The sequence below is a fragment of the Pontibacter ummariensis genome (genome assembly GCF_900188175.1).
GTDB lineage: Bacteria > Bacteroidota > Bacteroidia > Cytophagales > Hymenobacteraceae > Pontibacter > Pontibacter ummariensis.
On record NZ_FZOQ01000004.1, the window covers coordinates 19,090 to 45,960 of the forward strand.

Annotated in this window: 23 protein-coding genes; 9 read left to right on the forward strand and 14 right to left on the reverse strand. The window is 51.3% G+C overall.

Going from position 1 to position 26,871, the window contains the following annotated elements:
• Positions 1-533: 533 nt before the first annotated feature.
• From CHB92_RS05640 to CHB92_RS05650, 3 genes are all read left to right on the forward strand, one after another.
• The gene (locus CHB92_RS05640) at positions 534-3,140 is read left to right on the forward strand and encodes a zinc-dependent metalloprotease (RefSeq protein WP_218824235.1); all 2,607 of its coding nucleotides are present in this window, start codon (positions 534-536) and stop codon (positions 3,138-3,140) included.
• 199 nt (positions 3,141-3,339) lie between these two features.
• Positions 3,340-3,861: an ankyrin repeat domain-containing protein gene (locus CHB92_RS05645; RefSeq protein ID WP_089318217.1), complete on the forward strand. Its 522-nt coding sequence runs from the start codon at positions 3,340-3,342 to the stop codon at positions 3,859-3,861.
• 109 nt (positions 3,862-3,970) lie between these two features.
• Positions 3,971-5,008, forward strand: a complete 1,038-nt coding sequence (locus tag CHB92_RS05650) for a carboxypeptidase-like regulatory domain-containing protein (RefSeq protein WP_089318218.1) — start codon at positions 3,971-3,973, stop codon at positions 5,006-5,008.
• Between the two features lie 16 nt (positions 5,009-5,024).
• Here CHB92_RS05650 and CHB92_RS05655 read toward each other — a convergent pair whose 3' ends face one another.
• From CHB92_RS05655 to CHB92_RS05685, 7 genes are all read right to left on the reverse strand, one after another.
• Positions 5,025-5,489, reverse strand: coding sequence for a hypothetical protein (locus tag CHB92_RS05655; RefSeq protein ID WP_089318219.1), 465 nt, complete (start codon positions 5,487-5,489; stop codon positions 5,025-5,027).
• 126 nt (positions 5,490-5,615) lie between these two features.
• Positions 5,616-6,065 carry a hypothetical protein gene (locus tag CHB92_RS05660; RefSeq protein ID WP_245842319.1) on the reverse strand — a complete coding sequence of 150 codons (450 nt, stop codon included), beginning with the start codon at positions 6,063-6,065 and terminating at the stop codon, positions 5,616-5,618.
• Between the two features lie 53 nt (positions 6,066-6,118).
• Positions 6,119-7,351 carry a nucleoside recognition domain-containing protein gene (locus CHB92_RS05665; protein WP_089318428.1) on the reverse strand — a complete coding sequence of 411 codons (1,233 nt, stop codon included), beginning with the start codon at positions 7,349-7,351 and terminating at the stop codon, positions 6,119-6,121.
• 246 nt (positions 7,352-7,597) lie between these two features.
• A complete protein-coding gene (locus tag CHB92_RS05670; protein WP_245842321.1) occupies positions 7,598-9,088 on the reverse strand; it encodes a M14 family metallopeptidase in 1,491 nt (496 codons plus the stop codon).
• A gap of 187 nt (positions 9,089-9,275) precedes the next feature.
• A complete protein-coding gene (locus tag CHB92_RS05675) occupies positions 9,276-10,670 on the reverse strand; it encodes a SusD/RagB family nutrient-binding outer membrane lipoprotein (protein WP_089318221.1) in 1,395 nt (464 codons plus the stop codon).
• An 11-nt stretch (positions 10,671-10,681) separates the two neighbouring features.
• Complete coding sequence (locus CHB92_RS05680; protein WP_089318222.1) at positions 10,682-13,867, reverse strand: SusC/RagA family TonB-linked outer membrane protein; 3,186 nt, start codon at positions 13,865-13,867, stop codon at positions 10,682-10,684.
• A gap of 242 nt (positions 13,868-14,109) precedes the next feature.
• The gene (locus CHB92_RS05685; RefSeq protein ID WP_089318223.1) at positions 14,110-14,736 is read right to left on the reverse strand and encodes a hypothetical protein; all 627 of its coding nucleotides are present in this window, start codon (positions 14,734-14,736) and stop codon (positions 14,110-14,112) included.
• Positions 14,737-15,016: 280 nt separating this feature from the next.
• Between CHB92_RS05685 and CHB92_RS05690 the strand changes: the two genes are divergently transcribed.
• Positions 15,017-15,574 carry a hypothetical protein gene (locus CHB92_RS05690; protein WP_144266273.1) on the forward strand — a complete coding sequence of 186 codons (558 nt, stop codon included), beginning with the start codon at positions 15,017-15,019 and terminating at the stop codon, positions 15,572-15,574.
• 253 nt (positions 15,575-15,827) lie between these two features.
• On the forward strand, positions 15,828-16,904 hold the full coding sequence (locus CHB92_RS05695; protein ID WP_089318225.1) for a flavin monoamine oxidase family protein: 1,077 nt from the start codon (positions 15,828-15,830) through the stop codon (positions 16,902-16,904).
• A 106-nt stretch (positions 16,905-17,010) separates the two neighbouring features.
• On the opposite strand, the gene CHB92_RS05700 is transcribed toward CHB92_RS05695, so the two are convergent.
• Together CHB92_RS05700 and CHB92_RS05705 are read right to left on the reverse strand one after the other, a co-directional pair.
• Positions 17,011-17,244, reverse strand: a complete 234-nt coding sequence (locus CHB92_RS05700) for a hypothetical protein (RefSeq protein ID WP_089318226.1) — start codon at positions 17,242-17,244, stop codon at positions 17,011-17,013.
• Positions 17,245-17,611: 367 nt separating this feature from the next.
• Complete coding sequence (locus CHB92_RS05705) at positions 17,612-18,640, reverse strand: SDR family oxidoreductase (protein ID WP_089318227.1); 1,029 nt, start codon at positions 18,638-18,640, stop codon at positions 17,612-17,614.
• Positions 18,641-19,060: 420 nt separating this feature from the next.
• Between CHB92_RS05705 and CHB92_RS05710 the strand changes: the two genes are divergently transcribed.
• The 4 genes from CHB92_RS05710 (at position 19,061) to CHB92_RS05730 (ending at position 22,610) form a co-directional block, all read left to right on the forward strand.
• Positions 19,061-19,978 (forward strand): lytic transglycosylase domain-containing protein, encoded by a 918-nt coding sequence (locus CHB92_RS05710; protein WP_089318228.1) that lies wholly within the window; start codon positions 19,061-19,063, stop codon positions 19,976-19,978.
• Between the two features lie 246 nt (positions 19,979-20,224).
• Complete coding sequence (locus CHB92_RS05720) at positions 20,225-20,596, forward strand: acyl-CoA thioesterase (RefSeq protein WP_089318230.1); 372 nt, start codon at positions 20,225-20,227, stop codon at positions 20,594-20,596.
• Positions 20,597-20,822: 226 nt separating this feature from the next.
• The gene (locus CHB92_RS05725) at positions 20,823-21,695 is read left to right on the forward strand and encodes a pirin family protein (RefSeq protein ID WP_089318231.1); all 873 of its coding nucleotides are present in this window, start codon (positions 20,823-20,825) and stop codon (positions 21,693-21,695) included.
• 369 nt (positions 21,696-22,064) lie between these two features.
• Positions 22,065-22,610 (forward strand): YceI family protein, encoded by a 546-nt coding sequence (locus CHB92_RS05730; RefSeq protein WP_089318232.1) that lies wholly within the window; start codon positions 22,065-22,067, stop codon positions 22,608-22,610.
• A gap of 120 nt (positions 22,611-22,730) precedes the next feature.
• On the opposite strand, the gene CHB92_RS05735 is transcribed toward CHB92_RS05730, so the two are convergent.
• From CHB92_RS05735 to sufC, 5 genes are read right to left on the reverse strand one after another with little or no spacing between them, the layout of a single operon-like run.
• Entirely contained in the window at positions 22,731-23,042 is a 312-nt protein-coding gene (locus tag CHB92_RS05735) for a metal-sulfur cluster assembly factor (protein WP_089318233.1), read from the reverse strand.
• A gap of 8 nt (positions 23,043-23,050) precedes the next feature.
• A complete protein-coding gene (locus tag CHB92_RS05740) occupies positions 23,051-23,479 on the reverse strand; it encodes a SufE family protein (RefSeq protein ID WP_089318234.1) in 429 nt (142 codons plus the stop codon).
• Positions 23,480-23,490: 11 nt separating this feature from the next.
• A complete protein-coding gene (locus CHB92_RS05745) occupies positions 23,491-24,741 on the reverse strand; it encodes an aminotransferase class V-fold PLP-dependent enzyme (protein WP_089318235.1) in 1,251 nt (416 codons plus the stop codon).
• Between the two features lie 6 nt (positions 24,742-24,747).
• Entirely contained in the window at positions 24,748-26,091 is a 1,344-nt protein-coding gene (gene sufD / locus CHB92_RS05750; RefSeq protein ID WP_089318236.1) for a Fe-S cluster assembly protein SufD, read from the reverse strand.
• Positions 26,092-26,096: 5 nt separating this feature from the next.
• Entirely contained in the window at positions 26,097-26,864 is a 768-nt protein-coding gene (gene sufC / locus CHB92_RS05755) for a Fe-S cluster assembly ATPase SufC (RefSeq protein ID WP_089318237.1), read from the reverse strand.
• Between the last annotated feature and the right edge of the window lie 7 nt (positions 26,865-26,871).

Below are 26,871 nucleotides of genomic sequence, written 5' to 3' on the forward strand. Positions count from 1 at the left end.
TGTTTGTTTTAGGTGTTTTGGACGATGAGCACGTGCAGCGCTGTTCTTAAGACAATGTAAGAAAAACTTTGTGAACTGTTGTCGCCCGCCCCTGCGAAAGGCGAAGATTCCTTTTGTTTTCCCGCTCCAGCCTTTGTCCTTTCCATGTCTTCTCTACCTAGGTGACAGCCGGGAGGCTTCGTGTAACAGCTAGTTTGGGCAAAAGGGCAGTAGGCAGAAGAGCCGATCTTCTTTAAGCAACAGTAGGACCTGATGCATCCTTGCTTATGTTGGTACTTTTCTGTTTATTTATGTAACGAATCAGAAGTATTACGTATACACTCTGTGCAAATAAGCTAAAGAAATACCTGGGTCCTCTTCTGCCAGGTGCTGTTCTTCCTTCTCTGTACAGTTACCTTTCCTCGTAGCTGTTTTCGATTTTGATGCCCTGCTTAAAGATAAAGCCATAAAGCACAGTCGCAGAACTGTTATCGTTGCCATCCCATGTCAATTAGAGCTTCTTTTATCAATTTAACCATTTGAGCCACTATCATATGATGACACTGTTTAAAGCCGGCATGTGTTCAGCCGCCCTGGCAACTTGCCTATTGGTAGCACCGCTTAGCGATGCCCACGCGCAGAAAAAGCGCAAGGACAAAAAGAAAGAAAACAAAGAGGTACCAGCTGCTTCTGAGGAAAAGAAGGATACGGCCAAAAAGCTATCCGACGTCACCAAAAAATGCAAGGTGTACCCTGGGCTCTTTACCATGTACCAGGACACGACCAACGGGACGGCTTACCTGTTGGTGCGCAGCGATCAGATCGACAAGGAGTACATTTACTTTAACCACGTAACGGACGGGGTACTAGACGCGGGTTACTTCCGCGGGGCGTATGGCGACAATGGGGTCTTTTCTGTGCGGCGCTATTTCGATCGCATCGAGCTGGTGGGGGAAAACACCTCTTATTTCTTTGACGACAGCAATGCCTTAAAGCGGGCCGAAGGGGCTAACATCAACCGCCCTATACTGGCCAACCAGAAGATAGAGGCGGTAAACGACGAGAAAACTGCTTTTCTGATAAAGGCGGACGACATTTTCCTGGGAGAGATCATGGGGCAGGTAAAGCCCTCTCCGAACCCCAAAAGTAAACCAGGGGAGTCCTTTGACCTGGGCAAGCTGAGCAAAGAAAAAACCAAGACCTCGGCTATCCGGAACTACCCGGAGAACACGGACATCATTGTGGAGTACGTGTTCGAGAATCCCTATCCGGTAAAGTATGGCTCCTCGGCTGTAACCGATAGCCGCAACGTGAGCGTGAAGATACAGCACAGCCTGATCGAGATGCCGGAGAACAACTACCAACCTCGCCTGGACGACCCGCGTGTGGGCTATTTTACCAGCCAGGTAACGGACATGACCAGCCCTGAGGTTACGCCGTACCGCGACCTGATCCACCGCTGGCACCTGGAAAAGAAAGACCCCTCGGCGGCGCTTTCTGAGCCTGTAGAGCCTATTACCTGGTGGATAGAGAACACGACACCGCATGAGTTCCGCCCAACAATTAAAGCGGCCCTGCTAGAGTGGAACAAAGCCTTTGAGAAAGCCGGGTTTAAGAATGCGGTGGTGGTCAAAGAACAGCCCGATGATGCCACCTGGGACGCTGGCGATATGCGCTACAATGTGCTACGCTGGACCTCCTCCCCGATTCCTCCTTTCGGGGGCTATGGCCCCAGCTTCGTAAACCCCCGTACAGGCCAGATTCTGGGTGCCGACATTATGCTGGAGTATGTGTTTGTAACAAACCGCCTGCAGGCTGGCCGCGTGTTTTACAGTGCTGCCCTAGGCCTGGAGGGGGCAGCGGGCCAGGAACTGCAGGCAAAGTACTCCTGTAACCTGAGCAGCCAGTTACACCTGAACAACTTGTTCGGCATGCAAATGCTGGATGCTTTTAGCAGTAGCGCTGCTATAGAAGTAGAAAAAGATGAGCTGATCAAGGAGTCGTTGTACTACCTGGTGCTGCACGAGGTGGGGCACACGCTTGGCCTGAACCACAACATGAAAGCCAGCCAGATGATACATCACAAAGAGATCCATGACAAGGCAAAAGCAAAGCAGCTGGGCCTGACCGGTTCTGTGATGGACTACCCGGCCCTCAACTTAAGCCCTGAAAAAGAGAAGCAGGGCTTGTACTATACCACACAGCCCGGCCCCTATGATCTGTGGGCCATCGAGTATGGCTATGCCCCGCTCAGCGATGCACAGTTGCGGCACGTACTCGCCCGGTCTACGGAGCCTGCCCTTGTGTTTGGCAACGACGCGGACGACATGCGCTCTCCTGGCAAAGGCATAGATCCCCGGGTAATGATCAACGACATGTCGGGGGATGCCATTGGGTATGCCATGGAGCGCGTGGCGTTAGTCAAAAAGGCTTACCCGAGCCTTAAGAAAAAGCTTATCACCAGGGACCAATCCTTCCAGGAACTGCGCAACGCTTACCTGGTGCTCACAGGCGAACAGGCAAACAGCCTTCGGGTGATCAGCCGGTACATTGGCGGGGTTTACGTAGACCGTGCCTTTAACAACCAGCCAGGCGCTACCCGGCCATTTACGCCTGTTCCGGCTGCAGACCAGAAACGGGCCATGAAAGCCTTGACCGACCTTGCCTTTGCGCCAGATGCCTTTGATGCGCCGGATGAGCTCTATGCTTACCTGCAGGCACAGCGACGGGGCTTTGACCATTTTAACCAGAACGAGGACCCGCAGATTCATGCCCGGGTGTTAATGATACAGAAGGACTTGCTGAACCAGTTGATGCACCAGAACGTGTGGGAGCGTATTACGAATACACAACTCTACGGAAACACCTATGACCTGCACAGCTTTACAAACGACTTAACCAGTGCGGTATTTAAAGCTGACCTGGGGAAATCTATCAACAGCATGCGTCAGAACCTGCAGCAGGAGTACGTAGACCGTTTAGTGGCCATTGTGGAAGGGAAAGATAGCTACGACCATGTGTCCAAGACAGCGGCCTTTAGTCAGCTGAGAGCCATTCAGGGGATGCTGCGGAGCAACAACTACACCGATGCCGCTACCCGTGCGCACCGGGACCACCTGAAGTACAAAGTGGATGCTGCCCTGGAAGTGAAGAAAAGCTAGCTCTTATCCGTCTTATTTCGAGAGAGGGGCTGCGTTGTTGGAGGCAGTCCCTCTCTTTTTTGCAGTGCTTCCTTTACTGTAACCTGGGTTAGAACAATGGTGATTCCCATTTGTTTTTAGCTTTGAAAGGAGAGCAGTTGTAGCCCTTTGTGCTTTTACTGCGTATGCTGCAGCATACAACAACTAAAACCCAACCACGATGACCTTTTATTCAACCAGCGCAGAGCACCTTCTTTTCGACGCGGCCAGAAAAGGCGATGTTGAATATATCAGGCAAAGGATAGCAGACGGTGCTGACCTGGACATAACGGATGGCCGCGGATTCACTCCTTTAATTATCGCCGCCTATGACGGCCACCTGGAAGCTACCCGCTTGCTCCTCGAGGCAGGGGCGAACGCTAACGCACAGGATGGTGGCGGAAATACTGCTTTGATGGGCGTATGCTTTAAAGGTTATCCGGAGATCGCCAGGCTGCTAGTTGATAACGGCGCCGAGTTAAACACACAGAACGGGAATGGCGGTACAGCCCTGATGTTTGCCACCCTCTTTGGACGGAATGAACTGGTGAAGGTGATGCTGGAGTATGGCGCCGATACATCCATCAAAGATGTTCGGGGGCTGACAGCCCTGGACCTGGCTTACCAGCAGGGAAACGAGGAGGCGATCGCTTTAATGCAGCCGCCGGCAGCAGACGCCATGGAAACCGACACGCCAGCTTAGGAATAACAAAACTTAACCGACTCAAAAAAAGCACCTGTTGGCAGGTGCTTTTTTCATTGGCCCCTGTGTCATACCTTGTCAGGTGAGCGTTCAAGGGAGCTTTTCGTTTATGAACACTCCTGCTTCCATGGGCACAAGAGAAAAGCTTGCCCATGACAGACGCTCACACATGCTGATTGCGTTTGTTAGCCCCTACGATACACCCGCTATGACAAAGCTTTGCCTGCAACGGGCACTTTTACCACTAGTTCTTTTCTGCACTGGGCTGTTGTCGTCCTCAAGCAAAGTGCTAAATCCTGCGCAGCTTAAAACGGAGCAGGTTACGCACGAAGCCCTGACTGTGAAGGGCATTGTGCTGGATGAAAAAACGCACCTCCCTGTTCCTTATGCGAACATTGCTGTCCTGAACAACTTAACTGGCACACAGACGAACGCCAGGGGTGAGTTTGTGTTATCCCTGAAGGCAGGGCCGGAAGCACGCATAAAAGTTACCTCTGTTGGTTACATAGCCAAGGAGTACCAGGTGTCTGCTTTGCTGGGTGCGCAGAGAAGGTCGGGCTATGTCAAGCTCTTTTTAAAGCCAGACAATGTGAAGCTCGGTACAGTGGAGGTAAAGACAAAAGCAGGCAAATGGAAAACAACGAAAGCAGGCTTTAACATCGACCAGGGCTCTGTTTATCATCACACGTTTGAACCTGTGAAAGGGGCTGTTCCTAAAGCATCCGGGCAGGAGATAGGCAACAGAATACAGTTAAAAAAGTACCCGGCAGATGTGCAGAGTATTTCTTTTGGGCTAACGGGTTCCGGAGATTTCGGGCTTGTAGCAGGAGTGCGGCTGTATTCCCTGAAAGACAACAAGCCTTCTAAAAACTTGCTGCCAGAAAACGTGCAGGTGCAGGTTCCGCCTCACCACACAGGCTGGATCACTGTAAAACTGGACCAGTACCGGATCAGGCTGCACGAGGATGTGGCCGTGGTAATTGAGTGGCTGAACGAAGAAAACAAGCTGACTAAAAACTCGCTGCTAACTTTTGCTTCCTTCCCCAAAGAGCAGGTTATCTATTACAGAAACACGGCGGAAGAGCCCTGGAAAGTACTCCGCGACAGAAGTATCGGTATGTACCTGACGGTGCTACAGGAAAAGTAAAAAGGCAGGAGCGACTTCAGATATCGTTGTCCATGTCATCTTCAGAGGTATCCACATCTATGCCCGGTGGGTTAAAGAGGCCCCACTTGTCTACCACGTAATTCCACTGGTCGAAGTCTTTTACCCACTCAATGAATAGCAGGCGATACGCTTCTACGGCTTCCCGGATCAGGTGGAGGTACTGCGCTTCTTTAAAGCCAAACATCTCCAGCCCGGTACAGTGGGCGAGCAGGTCGCGCGCTGCTTTTCGGATGATGGCGGCATTTTCCATGCGCAGGTCATACAGATCGGCCGCCTCGGCACTTACTACTTTAACAGAGAGCATGGCCGCATCTTCTATCAGCAGAGGCCGGATAATAGCCTGTGCCTCATCATCCGTGGGGATAAGCTCCACAATTTTGGCTGTGATCTCGTAAATCTCCTGTCCTTTTCGGTACAAGGGCAGGTGCTTCGGGTGTAAAGGGTCGTTGTACTGCGTCATTGTAATTGCTTACGTAGGCTTTTCGCATCCGTTCCGAAAGCTACTGACAAAGAACCAATACTTTTTGCGCCAGCATTCCCCGCAAATTGAACAGTTTTAGCAGGGACGTAGTGGGTGAAACGAAGCTTAATCCATGTTTTCGAGCCGCTGCGTGATTTCCTCTATCAGTTCGTTGCACCACTTTTCCGCCACACGCTCCAGTTCCTGCTGTGTCCAGGCCTCCTCGTAGTCCTTTTCCAGCCAGACCTTGTACTTGTCGGGCGCCACCTCATACTTATCCGTATCCAGTTTCAGGATCAGGTCTTTTGACATATCAAAAGAATGGGCACCTGCCCTGGTGAAGCCTTCCAGCCGCAACCTTAAGCCTATCTGTTGTACATTCCCGTTTTCAACGCTGATTTCCTCGTCAGGGTCTGCCTCAGGGCCTCTTGTCCAAATATCTACCACTCTCTCCAGCTTATAGTCATGGAACAGAGGGATAATCTCCGTCAGGTTGTTGTTCAGATGAGTTGCGAGTTGAGGTAATACCTTGTCCAGCAGCTGCCGTATCGTTTCTTTGTTTCGTTTCTTTAGCACGTTTTCCTCCTTTAAGTTAATCCCGTTTGCGCAACCGTTGCGAGCCTCCCCTTTTAATGAAAGAAGAGGTAAGCGATACAGATAGCGGCAATAACACCGGCTAAGTCTGCCAGAAGACCGCAGACAAGCGCATACCGTGTTCTTGTAACGCCAACGGAGCCAAAGTAGACCGCCAGTACGTAAAAAGTTGTTTCCGTTGATCCTTGTATCGTGGCCGCCAGTCGCCCGACGAAAGAATCCACGCCATAGGTGTTCATCGCTTCTACCATCATTCCTCTGGCGCCACTGCCACTCAAAGGCTTCATAAAGGCAACAGGTAAGGCGGGCACAAAGTCCGTGTTCAGTCCTGTCAGCCCAAACAGGTACCCTAAGCCCTCTACCAGCATCTCCAGCGCGCCGGCTGCCCTGAACACGCCAATCGCGACTAAAATAGCCACCAGGTAGGGGATAATGGAGATCGCAACGGAAAAGCCTTCTTTTGCGCCTTCTATAAAAGCATCGTACACGTTCACTTTCCTTATCAGGGCCAGGGCAATAAAAGAGATGATGACGCTGAACAGAATAACATTGCTGGCCACAGTAGAGATAACAGCTACCTGCTCTTGCGGGATGGTACTGAAATAATAGATTAACCCGACAATTAACAGCATCAGGGATCCCAGGTAGGCTACAATTACCGGGTTAAGCAGGTTGATCCGCTGGTAGAGCGCCACGGCTATCAGGCCTACTATGGTCGAGAAGAAAGTGGCCAGCAGGATAGGAATAAAAACATCCGAAGGGTCGGCGGCCCCTAGTTCAGCCCGGAACACCATAACGCTGATGGGGATAAGTGTGAGCCCTGAGGTATTGAGTACCAGGAACATGATTTGCGCATTGGAGGCCGTGTCTTTATCCGGGTTCAGGGCCTGCATCTCGCGCATAGCTTTTAGCCCCAGGGGGGTAGCGGCATTGTCCAGCCCCAGCATGTTAGCAGAGAAGTTCATGAGGATAGACCCGAACACCGGGTGGTTGTTAGGGATTCCGGGGAACAGGCGGTTAAAGAAAGGGCCAACCAGGCGGGCCAGGATGTCTACCACGCCGCCCCGTTCGCCCACCTTCATCAGTCCTAGCCAAAGGGTCATCACCCCGGTCAGGCCCAGGGAAATCTCAAATCCCAACTCAGCGCTTTCGAAGGTGCTGGCCACCAGCTCCTGAAATATACCCACGTCCTGAAAAACGATGAGCTGAAACAGGGCGATAGCGAAGGCGATCAGGAAGAAAGCCGCCCACAAATAGTTTAAAACCATGGCTAAAAGGTTGAAGAGGTACGGAACGAGCCTGTAAGTTACAAAGCCGCGCGGCATAAAAAAAACGCAGGTTTTAGGGGAACACCTGCGTTTTTTAGGACAGCTTGATTATTCGTGCTAAACTCAAAAGGGCGTTTATGGAGTGCAATTAGGAGTAGCTATGAGGTCTTTGCTCTACCAAGTGCTAAACCTGTTCCTTTGCACATGGATGGCTTCTTAACTTACTAAGCAGGGGAGGGCTGACAGTTAAAGTACTACACCATGAAAGAGGATCGGCTGCTCACCTTTCAAGTCATACAAAAAGCCGTTCACGACAACATACCGTACTGTTCCATCTGTTTCCTGCAGCACAAAATTAGCGCCGCTGTCCAGCTTAAGGGCATGGTTTACCTTGCTTTGCAGGGTGGTTACGTTCAGAGGCAACTCCCATGGGTTTAGGGTATCTGGCAGGCTATCAAGCTGCACAGTGGTATAGCCTGCCTCGAGTAAGTTGCGGACAAACGCTGGTGTGAGGTCTTTGATACCCTGCAAGGGCCTTTCATAAGTTTTGCCGGGCACGAACAGCAAGCCTTCGGCATTCAGTTCTTCATAGCCATAGAACCCCAGTAGATCACCGATCTCCTGCACGCTGCTACGGCGGTAAAACTGCTGCGGCACAGCAGGTGCTTCTATTTCCTCGTGCACGATGCCGATGTCTACAAGCGTGTCCTGGCCTTTGTGCTGGTAACGTGCATTCCGGATCACCAGGTCGTACAGGATACGTTGGTTTTCCGGTATCTCGTAGTAATCCGCCCGCTTGTACGGGGTGTAGCCTTGTGTGGCAATCAGGTAGAACGCAGAGAGCATCGCAGCGAAGTTGAGCCGACGGATCACCTGTTTCTCAGGATCATTTTTGTAGCCGCCCGACTCGATCAGGATCAGGCTGGTGCCCCATTTCTGGATGTTGTCCCCGAAGGCGCGGGGCTCGTGCTCGTCTGAGAACTTAGCCACCTGACCCGGAATAAACTGTTGCAAGCTCTCGTTCAAGCCCACGATCATCTGCATGGCCCGCTCCCGCACAGAATCGACGGTTTGGGCATGGTCAAAGGCCGGAGCCAGAAAAGAAATGGTGGCAGGCTTGGAGGTAAAGCCGGCGGCATAATAACGGCTCTGGTCGTGCAGGTTAAAACCGAAGTCGGGTGCAATGCTATCCCGCAGGCTTTTAAGCAGGCGCGCCTCGGGGCTTTCCAGCCGCAGGGCATCTCGGTTCAAATCAATCTCCAGCGCGTTGCGCCGCTGATACAAAGCTGCCCCGTCGGGGTTTAGCATGGGGACTACGTAAAGGGTTAACTCCTGCAGAAGCTGCTGCCGGAGCGGGTCTAACTGGTCAGCCTGTTGCAGAAAGTTAAAGAGGTCGAACAGGGCCATGGTGGCAGTTGGCTCGTCGCCGTGCATTTGAGACCACAGCATTACCTTCGTTTTTCCCGTTCCTACCTTTACCAGGTAGATGTCGCGCTGCTCTACCGACTTGCCTACAACCTGCACGTCGAACAAAGTATCCTGCTGCAGCTCTTTTAAAAGCGGCACGATGTCGTGGTGCTTGAATCTTCGATGGCTCAGGGCAGGCTCCTTGTAAGCGGCGTGCTGCGCAAAAGCTAGCTGGGCTATTTGGGTAACAGGTGTCATAGGATCATCGGGTTTGCACCCCACAGTGAAAAAGGTCATAAAGGCAAACATGAGTACGGTGAGGGCTTTCATGAGGCGCACTGCTTGTAGAGACGTGTATACGATAAAAGAGCATGCACAGTACCTGAAAGACCCATCGAGCAAAGTTAAGCCAAGGACTTAAATCTGCTTGCCCAAACAGCACTTTTGAGTCGAAAAGCAAGAAAACAAAAAGCCCCGCGAGAAAGCGGGGCTTCTTGAAGCATAATAAAAGGGAAGACTAGTCTACATCCCACCAAACGTGTCCGTACAGGTTGTCCTGTCCGCTGAACTGCCGCTGAACAGCCTCACCATAATTGCTTATGTTGTTAAAGCCTTCTTCGGTAGGGTAGCCCTGGCGGGTAGGCACCTGCTTGCCGTCTGGCGTTACCAGCTCCGGGTAGCCGGTTCTTCTCCACTCAGCCCAGGCCTCGTAACCGTGCATGAAGAGATGTAACCAGCGCTGGGTTGCGATCTGCTCTATCGCCCTTGCCGGATCGTACGCTACCGCTGGAGTTTCCAGCATTTCGGCCACACCCACCGTGCTGCCGTTCCGCCATTGCTTCACAGACTCCTCGATGGCCATGTTGTAGTTTGCTTCCGCCTCTGCGTCGCCACCGGCTATCCAGCCAAGCTTTGCTGCTTCTGCCTTGGCAAATAAAGCCTGTGCATAAGTTACAAGGTAAACGGGAGCATCCTGCTTCCAGATGGTGGTTCCTAGCAGCGAAGGGTCCTGCTTGTCCAGGCCCTCTGTGAGACCGTATGGTAAGCCAACGTACTCGCCTTTACTGTTCGGGTCGCCAAACACGGGGAGGCGCGGATCGTTCACCGGTTTCATGTGTTCCACCAGCGTTTCGCTCAGCGCCCACCAATAGCGGCCCTGGTTGGCGATCTGGTCGTACCAGTAGTTCTGGTTGGCTGCCTCAGCAAGGTGCTTGAAGGTAAAGTTATCGTCGTTCGAGCCCATGATACCGGCCTCCAGGGCTTTGTTGAACTCCTCTTTCCCTTTGGCGGGGTTCACCTCGGAGAGGCGCAGCGCCATGAGCAGGCGCATGGTGTTCGCCAGCTTTTTCCACTGTGCAATGTTACCGCCATACACAATGTCATTCGTGATATTGCCGGGCACGGTCATCTCATTTGCCTCTTCCAGCTGCTTGAATAGGTCGTTGTAAATGGCCTCCTGGGTATCATACTTCGGGGTATACTCCGCTTTGCCTTTCAGGGCATCCGAATAAGGGATGTCGCCCCAGCGGTCAGTCATGTGCCAGAAATAATAGGCTTTCAGGATTTTGGCCACTGCTAACTGGTTGTTAACCGGTCCTTCGTTCCCGTCCAGATCCTTGGAAGTCAGCACTGCCTCCAGGTTCATGAGCGGACCCGTGTAGAGGTTGTAAAAGTTAAAGGCAACCGTGTTGTAGAGCGACAGGTTAGGGTACTGCGTTTCGGACAGGTACTGTGCGTAATACGCTCCTTGGGGCGAAGAGCCTAAGCCCGAGAGGTACAGCTCCGCATTGGCAATCAGTTGCGTGTTAGAGGCCTCGCTGGGTAGGTTCGGGTTTACGTTTATGTCCTCCTCAAAATTACTGCAGCCACCCAATAACAAGCCAGCTAACAGTAGGGTATATACTTTTTTCATGGGATTACAAATTAAAAGGTAATGTTTAAGTTCACACCGTAAGAGCGCACGGTATTCAGGCTACCTGTCTCCAGCCAGCTGATGGGAGAGCTACCGGTAGAAAGCTCTGAAGGGTCCAGCCCTTTCGGGGCCTTCTGCCAGATCATGGCCGGGTTGCGGGCAATCAGGGCGATGTTCGCTCTTTCGAACGGCAACCAGCCTATTGTCTTCTTATCGAGGTTATAGCCCAGGCGCACCTCTCGCAGCTTCACGTAAGAGGCGTCGTAGAGCCACTCCTCGTACACGTGTGTTCCCAGTGTTGTCCTGTAATAGGCTCTTGCGTCTACATAGGCCGTTACTTCCTCCCCAGACTCGGCAGAGATGCCTGTTACCTTCACGCCACCTCCTTCTCTCAGCGGATCGCGCACGTTCTTGCCATTGTCGTTCAAAGCGGCAGTTTCTTCGGCCATACCCGTCTTCACGGCCAGCATGCGCGACCAGCTAAAGAACTGGCCTCCTACCTGGTAGTCGATCATGGCCCCCAGGTCTACTTTCCCGAAGAAGCGGAAGTAGTTCTGGAAACCACCGGTAAAGTCTGGCAATACGCTGCCAAAGTTGTGGTTCGCCTCCGTGTACAGGGGCAGGTTATTAGTGCCTAGCAGAATCTTGCCTGTTGCCGGATCGCGCTGGTAGGCCTTCCCGATCAGGCTGCCAAAAGACTGTCCCTCATACGAGTTCAGGTACACAGACACTCTGGAGTAGGTGTTCATGTCGTGGGCATACACGCCGGACTCGGAGCCAAGCTCCTTTACCATGCTTTCGTTCTTGTTGAAGTTGAAAGTGGCGTCCCACGAGAAGATCTCAGACTGTACCGGTGTTGCTGTCAGGCTAAGCTCTATGCCCTTGTTTTCGATCAAACCGGCGTTGATGATCGTAGAGCTGTAGCCGCTTGTGCCGGAAACATCCAGGTTGATGATCTGGTTCTTGTTTTTCTGCATGTAGTAAGTCAGCCCCATGCCCAGGCGGTTCTGGAAGAACTTCAGATCCACACCTGCTTCGTACGAGTGGGCAAAAGAAGGCTCTATGTCAGGGTTGATCAGGTTGTCCGGTACATACAGGCTGTTTACGCCATCATAAATACCACCTGGGGCGTAGGTAAAGGCCGTCTGGTAGGCATCCAGGTCAGAGCCTGCCTGCGCATAGCTTACACGCAGTTTACCAAACGACAGGGGGTTCCAGGCCAGCATGTCGCTAAACACAAAGCTACCGGAGATGGAAGGGTACCAGTAGGAGTTGTTATCCTCTGGCAGGGTAGAGGAGTTGTCGTTGCGCAAGGAGGCATCGATAAAATAGGTGTCCTTGTAGCCAAAAGAGGCCATGCCGTAGAAACTGCGGATCTCTTTACGTAGCAGGTAAGACCTGTTGGTAGGACGGTCGATGGAGGCGGCGATGTTGTAATAGCCGGGGCTGGAGAGGCCTCCCTCAGATTCCTGGTAAACGGAGCTATAACGGCGGGTATAAAGGTTGGTACCCACGTTTGCGTTAAGAGAGAAGTCGCCCCACTCTTTGCTGTATGTGCCCAGAAACTCGTAGTTCACTTCCTTGTTCTGATACTTACCCACGGTATAGGCCGGTACATACCTGCCACCAACAGCTTCTCTTGTCTCGATGTTCTGCGTATACAGGTCGCCACGTATAAAGCCGCTTAGCTTTAGTTCGGGCAGCAGTTGATAGGTCAGTCCCACATCGCCGAACAGCCGGTCCCGATTATCGTTGCTGTAGTTCTCATAAGCCTCGAAGTAAGGGTTGTTCCAGTAAAGGGCCTCAAAGTTGGTGATCTCCCCGCTGGAGTTCGGACGGCGAAGGTTCCAGTGCAGGAAAGTGCCGTCGTCGTAGCGGTAGTTCTTCAGGCGGTTCATGTCCATGTTTCGCTGGAACCACTGCACCAGATAGCGGGATCCGCCATCGTATCCCTGTGACGGACGCTGTGCATAGTTGTTCGCGTAGTTCACATTGGCCGAAGCCGTCAGCTTTTTGGTCAGGTCCAGACCGGCACTCAGGCCAAAGTTGTTGCGCTTCAGCCAGGTGTTTGGTTCCACCCCTTCAATCTGGGTGTTGTTATAACTTAAGCGGAAAGTAGAGTTCTCGTTGCCACCGGTGATAGAGACCCCGTTGTTGATGGTGTGGCCTGTTTCAAAGAAGTCCTTGATGTTATCCGGGTGAGGCACAAAGGGCGTCAGCTTGCCATACTCCGGGTCTTGCGGATAAAAGCTGAATACCTGCCGAACAGGCGTCCCGTCCATTCTCGGGCCCCAGCTTTCGTCGTAGCTCATGTCCACGTATTTATCGCCGTTCGGCAAGGTTCTCCAGGTCTGGCTGCCGCCACCGCCATAAAGGTCCTGTAGGGGCATAAAGTTACCTACTCTCTCCACTGAGAAAGCAGAGTTCAGCTGCACCTGTACCGCTTTAGGGCCTCTGGCGCCTTTCTTTGTGGTGATCATGATCACACCGTACTGGCCGCGGATACCGTAGAGCGCAGATGCGGCCGGGCCTTTCAGCACGTTCACAGACTCGATGTCCTCGGGGTTGATATCCTGGGCCAGGTTACCGTAGTCGCCGCCATTTCGCCCTGCAAAGTTGGCGTTAGAGATAGGCGTACCGTCTATCACGATCAAGGGCTGGTCGGTACCTGTTAAAGAGTTTACCCCACGGATCTTGATCTTTTGTGTGCCACCCATGCTGGCTCCTGATGCACCCGTTACCTGTACACCGGCTATTTTACCGGCCAGAGAGCCAATTACGTTCTGTTCCTTGGTCAGGGTCAGCTTTTCGCCTTGTACCTCCTGCGTAGCATAGCCCAGGGAGCGTTCACTTCGCTCAATGCCCAGGGCTGTTACCACCACCTCATCCAGGCTCTTGCTGTCGAGGTTCAGGCTCACGTTGATCACCTGTTGATTGCCTACTACTACCTCCCTGGTCTCATACCCTAAAAAGCGAAACACGAGGGTGGCGTTGCTGCCAGGTACCCGAAGCTGGTAGGAGCCGTCTCCATCGGTGGCGATACCCGTGGTGGTACCCTTTACCACCACACTGACACCAGGCAGTGCCAGGCCGTTTTCAGCGGCAGTTACCTTGCCGCTAACTGCTTGTCCCTGGGCCAGCGCACTGTTGACCCAACATACTAACAGCAGTAAAAGGAGTGTAAAAATTTTTCTCATACTGAAAAGGTTAGATTAGTTTAAAAACAATATACATGATTTTAACTATACTTCCATAAGAAGCACTTACTGTTTGTGTTATGACAACAGAATTAGGTCAGGGGAGTGGGGCAGAACCTGGTGCGGCAGTTGGATGGGTTGAGGAGTTGGTGCGAGGGCTCGGTTTCACAAAAAAGGTAGAGCCTGTACCTCTAAACGCAAGAAACCCCGGTGCCTTTTTGCAGGTACCGGGGTTTGAGTTGTTAGCTTTTATTTTTTTTCTTTTTGCCTTTTTTATTCTTTTTTTTCTTGTCCTTTTTCTTCTTTTTACTCTTTGTTTCCTCGGCTTTGTTCATGGCATCGTACACGACACCGGCCGCTACCGCATAAACGGCGTGGTGCAGTACATCAAGCACTATTTGCCGGGCAGACCATTTGGTGATAGGCTTTGCAGCATTGGCAGCAGGCAGCATAACCTGTGCCGTGCCCCAGATCGCACCAAAATGAATGGCGGTGGCAGGCCAGCCGTTCACCTGAGCCAGGTCTAAACCACCCCGAACAAGCCCCCAGCCGGTACCATAGCCAAAGTGCATCAGCTGTGAGAAAACCTGTTTGTTCATTTCTACTTCTTCCTGCAGCTCTTGCGGAGCCTCGTGCTGGTCGGAGCTGGCTTTTTCTTTTTCGAGTTCGGCCTTGCCCCTTGGTTCCACGCCCAGCACTTTGCCGCCCACTTTAGCGGGAGCGCTGCTCATGCCCCTGTTCGTCAGTTGCATCGCAATCATCTGCGACACTGTAATGGCAGCAGTACCGGCAAAACCAGCAATCAAACCTTTTCCAATTACTCCGCCTACTTTGGCGAGTGTTTTAAATACAGTAGTGTTATCAGCCATACGCATACGTTTTTTTATGATGATGGGGCGGCGTTGCTATGACAGTTAAACGCCACTCTTCACTTTGCCAACGCAGGAACTTCTGAATGGTTTGGCCCCTGCCATTGCGCACCCTTATTGCTTTAAAAGACACCACAAACCAGCCGTAAGGGGGGAGGAGCGAAGCTGCTTATGCTACTCGGGTGTATACCCAGTAACAAGCGCTTCGTAGTTTTTTATATAAACATATGGGAACGACAAATTTAGGCCTATGAAAAAGCATAAGACAAAATTTAAAAATATGACCATAAGCGGGTTTGCCCTTTTCCTGATGCTGGGCATGGTCGCCTGTGGTGGAGAGACTGAAGTTGCCGATGATGGCGTGGTAGAGGACGCTTGGGTGGCAGATGATCTGGAAAATGATACTGGTGTGAGCACCTGGGACAGCGAAGCTTTTAACACCAGGTTCGCTTCTACAGACTATTATGAGGGCTGGGATGCGAACGACGATAACTTCCTGGACGAAAACGAGTACCGGAGGGGCTTCTATGACACCTGGGATGTAAATGACGATGAGGCCCTGGACGAGAACGAGTGGACCATGGCAGCTAAGGACTGGCGCCTGGAGAACCAGAGCTGGACTGACTGGGATACCAGCGGAGATGGCGTGTTGGATGAGAATGAGTACAATGCAGGTTTTGATACCATTGTATGGTACGGGGAGTGGGACCAGGACGACGACAACCAGCTTAGTGAAAGAGAGTATACCGATGGGGTATTCAGGCTTTGGGATGCCAACAATGACGAGGTGCTGGATGATACGGAGTACCGCGTGTACAGTGTATACTATGCTAGCTGATAGAAAAGTACTCCCAGTGAACAAAGAGAGCGCCTTCATGTAAAGGCGCTCTCTTTGTTCACTGGGAGTCTGTAAAAGGAACACGGCTTAGCTTCTGTGAGCCTGCTAATACTTGTACCATCCTGTTCCTGTGGAGAAGTAAAATCAGGTTACCCCCTGTGTTATGCGGGAGCTTTCGTTTCTTTGCAGGTATATATCAGTGAAGAAGCGAGGGCACATGCCCTTGCTTCGTTGCTGAAAGGGGCGAAAAAATATGGTTATACACGATGTAATTATAGTTGGGGCAGGCCTAAGCGGACTGTCTGCCGCTTATTATTTAGAGAAGGCGGGGATAGATGCGCTGCTGCTGGAAGCAAGGGAGCGACTGGGAGGACGAATACTAACAGTTGCTGCCGAGGGGAACGCATGCCCTGTTGAAATGGGGGCTACCTGGTTTGCGGATAAACATGAATACCTGATACGGCTTTTGCAGGAACTGCAACTCCCATTTTACGAACAGTACCAGCAGGGGCTAGGTGTTTTTGAAGCAAATAGTTCTGAACCACCGCAGCTATTTGAGCTACCAAGCGCTGCAGAGCCGTCTTACCGAGTTAGAGGTGGTACTTCCAAGCTAATAGAGGCACTGGTTAGCCAGGTAGGAAAGGAACGGGTTGCTTTAAATTGCCCCGCTACCAAAGTTTCGGAGCATGAGAATTACCTGGAAGTCGAGTGCAAGGATGGAACCCAGTTGTACGCCAGGCACCTCATCAGCACGGTTCCTCCTTTTCTGTTAGCAAAAGGAGTTGAGTTTACCCCGGCCTTACCTGAGGAGGTGAGACGGGTGATGCAGCAGACCCATACCTGGATGGGGGAGGCCCTTAAGTTTGGAGTAGCATATGCCCGGCCATTCTGGCGGGAGCGAGGCTATGCCGGCACCCTGTTTAGCCAGACAGGCATTGTGCAGGAAGCTTATGATCATACAGACCAGGAGAAAACACGCTTCAGCCTGAAAGGCTTTTTGGCAGCAGGGGCATCGGCACTTGGTAAAAAGGAAAGGGAAGCACAGGTGCTTTCCCATTTAAGAAAGCTCTTAGGGTCGGAGGCTGCAGGCTACCTGTCGTACACGGAAAAGGTGTGGCAGGAGGAAAAATATACGTATGCTCCTTACGGGCAGTATATTTTGCGCCATCTAAACAACGGACATCCGCTTTACGCACTACCACTTATGAACGGCCGTTTACATTTGTCCGGAACAGAGACATCTCCCGGCTTTGGCGGATACATGGATGGAGCTGTGTATAGTGGCATAATAGCATCCTCTGCCGTGGCTGAGAGACTAAAGAAGGGTTAGGCTGAGGGAGCCTTGTTTTTGCAGAGCAGGAGGGGGAAAAGGTAGGGGGAACAAAGCTTTGTTCCCCCTACCTTTTTATTATAATTTAAGCGTGAGTAGCTGCGAATTACTCTACAACTTCTTCCTCACCTACTACGCCTGGTTCTTCAATAGTTTCTGTTTGCGTTTCCACGGTTGTATCAACATCCATGATGGTTCTCTCTACTTCAAGTTCTGATACGGCAGTATCACGCTCTACCACCACGCCGTCTTCCGCAACGCCTTCTTCGGTTTCTCCTCCGCAAGAGTAAAGGCTAAGCGATCCTAACATTAAGGCTGATGCAAAAAATATCTTTTTCATTTTTCCAAGTTTTAAATTCTAAACACATTTACAAATTGTAAGCAAACGAATAAATAGTTTAATAGGGGTTTATTCATTTGTCCTTACCTATTACGAGATAAAAGCCACAAAAGGTTTAGTTCTCTGTTTCTAGGCAGGTAACGGGGTTTTGGCTTTTTCACTGTTCCTGAGTTGTTGAGGGCTATACTCCTTGTACAGGAAACACGAGATGTTGTTTAGGAGAGAAGGGTTGCTATAGGATTAAAGGAGGATAACAGTTGAGGTTAAGGGGGGAGTGTCGCGTGCTTTCAAAAGGTCAGGGCCTTTCTTCTTAAAAATAAAGCCGCTGCCTTTCGGTAAAGGCAGCGGTCTTCTTAGGTTATCATTCTTAATGATCGTTATTCTTCTGTTTGGATCGGGTACTGCCAACGAAAGCAATTGCCGCTGCCCCCGCTGCCGCTACAATGGCTCCCGTCATCATGGGGTGCATTTTGGCGCGGGTATAAAAGCTGTTTTTCATCACGTAGCCTTTATGGTCGCCGTGCGTCTGGCCATCCTCGCCCGGTTGGTGCAATGATCCTTCCCGATGGCTGGCCGGTGTTTTGCGAAGCTCTTTCTTAGACAGAAAGTTTTCGCTTAGCCAGTCCATCATGCGCGGAGAGCGCCAGTTAAAGCTACTCATCATCTTGCCGCCACTACCCACAAATAGGTCGCGCTGCTGGTGGGTGGCCGAAAAGAGGATAGCGTTTGCCACTTCCTCCGGTTCATATACTGGTGGCGGCAGTGTCAGTTCGTGCTCCATGTAGTTTCGGGCGTGCTTCGGATAGGGGGTGTTAATGGAAGACGGTTTTATCAGCGTGACCGAGATCTTTGCTTTTTCCTGTTCAAGCTCCTGGCGCAGGGCATCGGTAAAACCTTTCACCGCGTGCTTGCTTGCTGAGTACATCCCCTGTATAGGAATGGAAACATCAGAAAGTACACTACCCAGGTTAATTATGGCGCCGCCCCCGCGGGTTTTAAGGTGCTTTGCAGCAGTGAGGGAGCCATATACCACACCCCAGAAGTTCGTGTCGAACAGGCGACGGTTGTCTTCATCGCTTACTTCCTCCAGGTGCCCGTAGATAGCGACACCAGCATTGTTTACCCAGGTATCAAAGCCGCCAAAGTCTCTGACGGCCGCATCGGCTATTTTCTGTACTTCCTCTTGTTTTCCTACGTCAGCCACCACGTGTATTGCCTGCCCGCCGAGCTGTTTTATTCGCTGCTCAGCCTCCTCCAGTGCCTCCTTGTTACGGGAGGCTAGCACAACTTTAGCGCCCTTCTTGGCCGCAGCCAAGGCAGTGGTAAGGCCAATACCACTCGAGGCGCCCGTAATAACGATCACCTGCTCGTGGAGAGGTTTTAATGAAATTCCCATGTTTTTTAAGTTTGTTTTAGATGTATGATGTCGCTTAAGGTATTTCTTACTATAAGTTCATACGCAAGCCCGCCATTAAGTAGTTGTGCTTTTTTAAAGAGTTATGAACGAGGTGCTTGTGTGGGGGCTGCCTGTAATTGAGGAGAGCGGAAAAAGGAGCATGCTTCTGAAAGGCGGTTTGCTCCCTGCGTTGTGCCGCTTTTTATAACAGGAGGCATCCGGGGACTTGGGCTAGAGTTAGAATAAATGTAACCTGCAGATGAAAGTGCCGGTGGAGACCATGCAATAGCGGTTTAAAAGCACTTTTACGGACTCTTAGGCCCGTCCGGACTTACTTAAAACGCTGTTTTTTTCGTATGTTTAAAGTATAGGGGCCAGCGGCTCGTAAAAATAAGGAAGGCATCTTAAGAAGGAGGACACATGACACAGCAGACTTGGAGATACGTATGGGCAACAGGCATTATGGCGATGGCACTGCAGCTTTGCAGCCAACAGCAGCTGCCGTATAATCCTACCGATGTGGCAAGCGAAACAAAGAGTACATCTGCCAGGCTGATGTACAAGCCTCCTACTTTGCCTACTTCGCTCTCTTTTGCCGGAGAACCCGTGCCGCTTCATGTCCCCGATGTCGCCGAACGGCTGGACAAGGAGCTGTTGAAGAATAGTTATTTTCACTCCAACACCTTGTTAGCCCTGAAGCGGATGCACCGGCACCTGCCCGAGATAGAGCGCTTGCTACGGGAAAACGACATACCGGAGGACTTTAAGTACCTGGCGCTGGCCGAAAGCCTTTTCGGAAATGTGACTTCACATGCCGGTGCCTCCGGCTTTTGGCAGCTAATGCCTAGCACCGCCCGTGGCTATGGCATGATTGTGAACAAGGAGGTGGATGAGCGCTTCCATGTAGAAAAGTCTACCTTGGCTGCCTGCCGGTACTTAAAGACTGCGAAAAAGCGCTTTGGCTCCTGGACAAACGCTGCCGCCTCTTATAACCGGGGCATGGGTGGCCTGGCGCGGGCACTGGAACGCCAAGGAGTCAGCTCTTACTATGACTTATACCTGAACGCAGAGACCTCCCGCTATATGTTCCGCATTCTGGCACTAAAGGAGGTCCTGGGAAGCCCGGAGCGCTATGGCTTTGACTTTTCGGCAGAACAGGGCTACAAACCCTTACCTTCGCGGCCATACAAAGTAGACAGCTCTATCCGGGACCTGCCTGCCTTTGCCCTGGAGCAAGGCACCAATTACAAAACGCTCCGGCTCTACAACCCCTGGATCAAAGGCTACTCCCTGACCGTGCCTAGCGGAAAAGAGTTTGTGCTACAGCTGCCAGAGTAGCACCTGTAACAAAAAGCGTCGTCTTTTTCCCAAAGTTCATGTTTCTGTTCCCAAGCTTTATCTGTGTCATCGAAGTTTCTGTAGAGGCTGCCCCCTCATTTTATTGAAGTTTCTGAGTGTTGGTACACCAGAATAAAAGGCCTGGGCTTGTTCTCCCTTGCCCTTGTAAGGCGTGGCCGTAAACCATGCAGGCTGTTTATCCCGTAAAACTGGTAAAACCCTCTTACCAAATACTAAGATAAGCACATGAACTTTCATACTAGAAAATGGGTGAAGCCCGAAGACCTGAATCCTAATGGGGGCCTTTTCGGGGGCAGCTTGTTGCGCTGGCTCGACGAGGAGGCAGCTATCTACGCTATCGGGCAGTTAGGCAGGCGGCATGTTGTAACCAAGCTAATCTCAGAAGTCAACTTTATCAGTTCTGCCAAGCAGGGAGACATCCTGGAGCTAGGTCTGGAGGTAATCTCCTTTGGCAAGACCTCCATTACCCTGCGGAGTGAGGTGAGAAACCTGATTACCAGACAGACGATCCTGCGGATTGAGAAAATGGTATTCGTGCACCTGGACGAGGACGGGGTGCCGGCTCCGCATGGCAGAACAGAAGTGAACGTAATCTGATCTGGCGGAGGCAAACTGTTCATCGGTTACAGATTTTGGCTACTTAAAAAGCCCTGCTACTTTTTCTTTCAAAGTAGCCCTACCATCATTTTTGAAAAGCAGCCTGCCTCATCCGCGCAAATTTTTGCCCGGTGTCAAACTTTGCCTCTATAATTCTGTTACCTAAGTACCGTATAAACACTATATATGCTTTCATGGCTAGAAAGCATCTTTTACCAGGAAGAGAATGGATAACAAGAACAGAAGAATATTTCAGATTATTGATGGCGTGCGGAAGCAGGTGGGGGAAGGGTTTGAGGTGACCAGTCCTATGCCCGGCTCCCGTATCAGGCAGTTGAGCCCTTTCTTACTGCTGGACCATACCGGCCCGATGGAGGTGCAGTCGACGGACAAGCCATTGGGTACCGGCCCGCATCCCCACCGTGGCTTTGAAACTGTAACGGTAGTCTACCAGGGAGCCCTGGCGCACCGCGATACGGCGGGGCACACGGGCAAGCTGGGGCCAGGCGACGTGCAGTGGATGACGGCAGGGGCAGGGCTCTTGCATGAGGAAAAGCACGAAGAGGAGTTCTCCCGCCGGGGAGGCGTGCTGGAACTAATACAGCTTTGGGTAAACGTACCAAATAAAGATAAGCTGGCGCCCCCGCGGTATCAGGAATTGCCAGCCGCAACTATTCCGGTTGTTAACACACCGGATGGAAACGGAACTGTACGGGTGGTGTCGGGTACCTATGCGGGTACCAAGGGACCTGCTGAAACTTTTTCTCCCATAACTCTTTTAGACGTACGGCTACAGCAGGGCGGAAAACTGCACCTGGACTTACCGGCGGACTATAATGTGGGCCTTTATGTAGTGAAGGGGAGCGTGCAATTACACGGCGACAGGAAAGCCCAAACGAAGCAACTGGTGGTACTGGGTTGGAATGCTACTGGCTTAGACATAGTAGCGGAAGAGGATACCACTTTTCTGGTCTTGTCCGGCGATCCAATCGAAGAGCCTCTTGCAACCTACGGCCCTTTTGTGATGAACACCAACAAAGAACTGGTGCAGGCCATAGAAGACTACGAGCAGGGACGGATGGGTACTTTCGACAGTTAACTAACTCCCTTCCCTAGCTACAGCACTTTTTCAGCGAAGGTTACTTACCTTTCAAAACGCTAAAATAACAGGGCGTAGCACCTCTGCTCGGTACGTTTTTTTCTTATCTAGGATAGAAAAGCAAAAGATTTTCGCAGCAAAAAAGAGGATAAGGATGTAGCAAAACGAGGAAAGATTTACGTAAAATAATTAGTGTTTCAACGGTAGACCACACCTGTTCCCGGTCTTCCTGCTGCTTCCCGAAAGGGGCATATAGCGGCAGTTTATGTCATTCGGACTAATATTTGCTTTTAAATATATAGGGAAGGGTAGGGGAACAGTACCTACCGGGGAGCACATCATATCTCTAACTTAAAGAACAAAACAATTATGGCTATAACAAAGTGGGTAGTAGACCCAATGCATTCAGAAGTACAGTTCAAAGTAAAGCACCTGGTTATTTCGACCGTGTCTGGAACGTTTAAGAACTTCACGGGTGGGGCAACTGCGAACGACACGGATTTTGAAAATGCCGAAATTCACTTTTCCGTGGACGTGAACAGTATCGACACCAACCTGGAGGTGCGGGACAATCACCTGCGTTCTGCAGAGTTTTTTGATGCGGCGCATCACCCGCGTATCAGCTTTCAGTCAACGTCCTTTCAGAAGGTGAGTGAAAACAGGTACCACCTATTTGGCATGCTCACTATAAAAGGAATTACAAAGCCGGTGGAAATGGACGCTGAATTCGGTGGGATCGCGGAAGACCCGGAGGGGAACGTTAAAGCGGGCTTCGAAGTATCTGGCCGGGTTAGCCGCTGGGAATTCGGGTTGACGTACAATCCCTTAACCAGAACAGGAGGATTAGTTCTTGGGGAGGACATCAAGCTAATCGCTAACATTCAGCTAGCCCAGGAAACCCCAGAAACTGTTTAAGCCGCAGAGGGTACGGCTTAAAGTAGTTGGTTGACCAGTAACAGAGGCTACTGGCCAACCTTAAAATGTTTTTTTTAGCTGGAGGAGTGGGAGAGGTAAGGCCCTACAGACAAGGGGGCATTACAGAAAGCCTAGTTCCAGCTTTGCTTCTTCGCTCATCATGTCGCGCGTCCAGGGCGGATCAAAGGTAAGCATCACATACGCATCCGCTACCCCCTCGATTGCCTCCAGTTTCTGCTGCACTTCAAACATAATGTCATCGGCCACAGGGCAGGCAGGGGCTGTCAAGGTCATGGTTACGCGTACGTTTTTCCCCTCTTCCACTTTTATCTCATACACCAGTCCGAGGTCATAAATGTTCACCGGTATTTCCGGGTCATGTACCGTGCGCAGTACATCCTCAACCTTGTCTCTTATTTCTGATGGGTTCATGTTTGTGCTTATTTTTGTAGGGACTGCGCCTGGTAAGCCACGGCATATAACTTGATCTGCTTTAGCATAGACAGCAGCCCATTAGACCGGGTAGGAGAGAGGTGGCTCTGCAAGCCGATTCTGTCTATAAAGTAAATATCAGCCTCTGCGATATCCTTTGGCTTCTGGCCTGACAGTACCTGAATCACCATGCTCACCAACCCTTTGGTAATAAGGGCGTCACTGTCGGCGGTAAAATGCAACTTGCCGTCCTGTTTCTCGGCATGCAGCCACACTTTGGACTGGCAGCCTTTGATCAGGTTTTCCTCCGTTTTGTACTTGTCGTCTATGATGGGCAGCTCCTTGCCAAGCTGTATGATGTACTCATACTTGTCCATCCAGTCATCGAACAGCTCAAAGTCCTCTATTATCTGGTCCTGTCGTTCGTTTATTGTCATTCGTATCTTGTTTAGCGCAATAGCATCACGGCTTTTTTAACGGCTGCTATCAGCTTGTCTATTTCTTCTGTGGTGTTATAAAAAGCGATGGACGCCCGCACAGTGCCGGGTATGCCAAAGTAGTGCATTATTGGCTCAGTGCAATGGTGCCCTGTCCGGACGGCTATTCCGTGCTTGTCCAGTATCTCCCCTACGTCAAAAGGGTGCGTGTCCCCTACCAGGAAAGAAATGGAGGCCGCCCTGTTGTCAGCCTCCCCTATAAAGCGAAGCTCATCAATCTCCTGCAGGGCATCCACGGCATAAGAGAACAGCTGCCCCTCAGTCTCAGCAATGCTTTGCAGGCCCAGATGCTCCAGGTAGTCGATCGCAGCTCCCAGGCCCATGCCCTCGGCTATGCTCGGCGTGCCGGCTTCAAACTTCAGGGGCAGCTCATTATAGGTCGTTTTGGCAAAGGACACGCTTTTGATCATGTCGCCGCCACCCTGGTAAGGAGGTAGTTGGTTCAGCCACTCTTCCTTGCCGTACAGCACCCCGATTCCTGTCGGCCCGTACATCTTGTGCCCGGAGAAAGCCAGGAAATCGGCGTCCAACTCCTGCACGTCTATCGGCACGTGCTGTATGGCCTGCGCTGCGTCTACCAGTACCGGTATGCCCTTTTGGTGGGCTGCCTGTATGATTTCCTTCAAAGGGTTTACTGTACCGAGTGAGTTTGAAATGTACGTAACGGACACAAGCTTTACGGTATCGTCCAGCATCTGCTCAAACGCATCCATCATCAATTCTCCCTTGTTATTCATCGGGATGACCTGTAACCTGGCCCCGCGGTCTTCGCAGGCCATTTGCCAGGGCACTATGTTGGAGTGATGCTCCATGGCGGAGATCATAATGCTGTCCCCCGCCTTTAAGAACTTGCGGCCAAAACTATTAGCCACCAAGTTGATACCTTCCGTCGTGCCTCTGGTAAAGATCACCTCGTGCAGGTGCTCGGCGTTGATGAAGGCCTGTACCTTTTTGCGCACTAGCTCATACTCCGAGGTCGCCTTTTGGCTCAGGTAGTGTACCCCACGGTGAATGTTGCTATTGTACTCGGTATAATAGTCATCCATCGCCTTGATCACAGAAGCCGGCTTTTGAGTGGTAGCAGCATTGTCTAAGTACACCAATGGCTTGCCGTACACCTGTGTCTGCAGGATCGGAAAGTCGCTCCTTAGCCTCTCAATGTCCAGTTTGCGGACGGTTGAAATAGATGAATTACCACTCATGTTATGCTACGCTTTTATCAATTCCTGATTAGCAGGAATATGATGGGTTATCAGATTATTTATATGCGCCTCCAGTTCCGGGATCTTGATCTTCTCCGTCACATCGAACGCAAAGGCACTTACCAGCATGGCCCGGGCAGAGTCTTCTCCAATGCCCCTGGACTGCAGGTAAAACATGGCCTCCTGGCTTAACTGGCCTATGGTAGAGCCGTGGCTACACTTCACGTCATCCGCAAAAATCTCCAGCTGGGGCTTGGAGTTGATGGTGGCCGTGGGGCTTAGCAGCAGGTTATTGTTTTGCTGAAAGGCATTTGTTTTTTGTGCATCCACCTGCACAAACACCTTTCCGTTGAATACGCCGACGGCCTTGTCCAACAGTACCCCTTTGTACACCTCGTTGCTTTCACAGTGTGCCTTCTGGTGGTTCATGAACGTGTGATTGTCCAAGAGTTGCTGGTCAGCCCCCAGGTACAAGCCATAAAGGTGGCTCTCGGTGTGCTCATCGTCGAGGTTCACGTGCAGGTTATTGCGCAGCAGCTCCGCCTCAGGCAGGGAGAAGGTATAGTTGCTGTACACGCTATCTCGCTTTTGGTTTACCTCCGTGTGCTGTAGCTGACGCAGTCCCTTCTTCGCTGTCTGAAGCGTGTAATGATTCAGGTTTGCGTTCTCTTCCACCACCACTTCTGTGAGGCTGTTGACAAAGATCTTCGCGGCACTGCTGTCTGTTACCACAGATTCCACAATGCTTAAAGCGGCACTGCGGTGCAGCACGATCAGGTGCCTTGGCTGCACGAACAAGTTGTTCTCAGAAGAAAAAGCATGTATTATGTGCAGGGGCTTGTCTATACTGGCATTTGCTTTTACCTCTATCAGCAGCCCGTCTGTGAACATGGCTGTGTTCAGGGCTGCAAAGTGGTGCTTCTCCACATCCGTGCCTTTGCCGAAGTAATTCAGAAAGGTTGCTTCCTGCTTGGCCTCTGCCATGGGGCGGATGCTGATCGAATCCGGAAGCTTCTCATCTGTAGCAGTTTCCTGTAGCTGGCCATTCAGCAGTACTATTCTGTAGCTGTCTAAGTCTTCTATGGTGGCCGCTTCCACTGCATGAGCCAAGGCAGCGCCTGCTTTCGCCTTGTCCTGCAGGGCATAGTCTTCCTTCAGGAAAGGAATAACGTTGGTGTATTTCCAGTCCTCTACCCGGGTAGTAGGAAACCCGGACTTTCGGAAATTCTCTAAAGCTTTTTGTCTGGCCTGACGCAGGGCGTCGGGCTCTGCTTTCTGTTCAATGGCAAACTTACCATCAAATCCATCCAGCAGTTTTTGGTATAAAGGTATGGATACCTGGTTTGCCATGTCTCTTATCGTGCGTTTTCGGTTACGGGGTATGTTTCTTTAAGCCAGTCGTAGCCTCTTTCCTCCAGTTCCAGGGCCAGCTCTTTCGTGCCTGACTTCACAATGCGGCCATCGTACAATACGTGCACATAGTCTGGCACGATGTACTCTAACAGGCGCTGGTAGTGTGTGATGATCACAAAGGCATTGTTCTCGCTACGCAGCTTATTAACACCATTAGACACGATGCGCAGGGCATCAATGTCCAGGCCGGAATCCGTCTCGTCCAGGATAGAGAGTTTTGGCTCCAGCATGGCCAGCTGCAGGATTTCGTTTCGCTTCTTCTCACCGCCTGAGAAACCCTCGTTCAGGGAGCGGTTGATGAGCTTGGCATCGAACTCCACCAGCTTCTGTTTTTCTTTTGTGAGCTTCAGGAACTCCTTGGCCTCCAGGGCGGGTAGTCCTCTGTATTCCCGGATCTCATTCAGCGCCGTGCGCAGAAAGTTGATGTTTGAGACACCGGGTATCTCCACGGGGTATTGAAAGGCCAGGAAAAGGCCTTCCCGGGCGCGCACCTCAGGCGCCATGTCCAGCAGGTCTTTTCCTTCAAACTGTACTTCCCCTTCCGTTACAACGTAATTTTCACGCCCAGCCAATACAGAAGACAAGGTACTTTTACCGGAGCCGTTCGGGCCCATGATGGCATGTACCTCGCCGGCTTTTACTTCTAAATCAATCCCTTTCAGGATCTTCTTGTCTTCTACGTCTGCGTGCAAATTCTTTATACTCAGCATGCTTTTA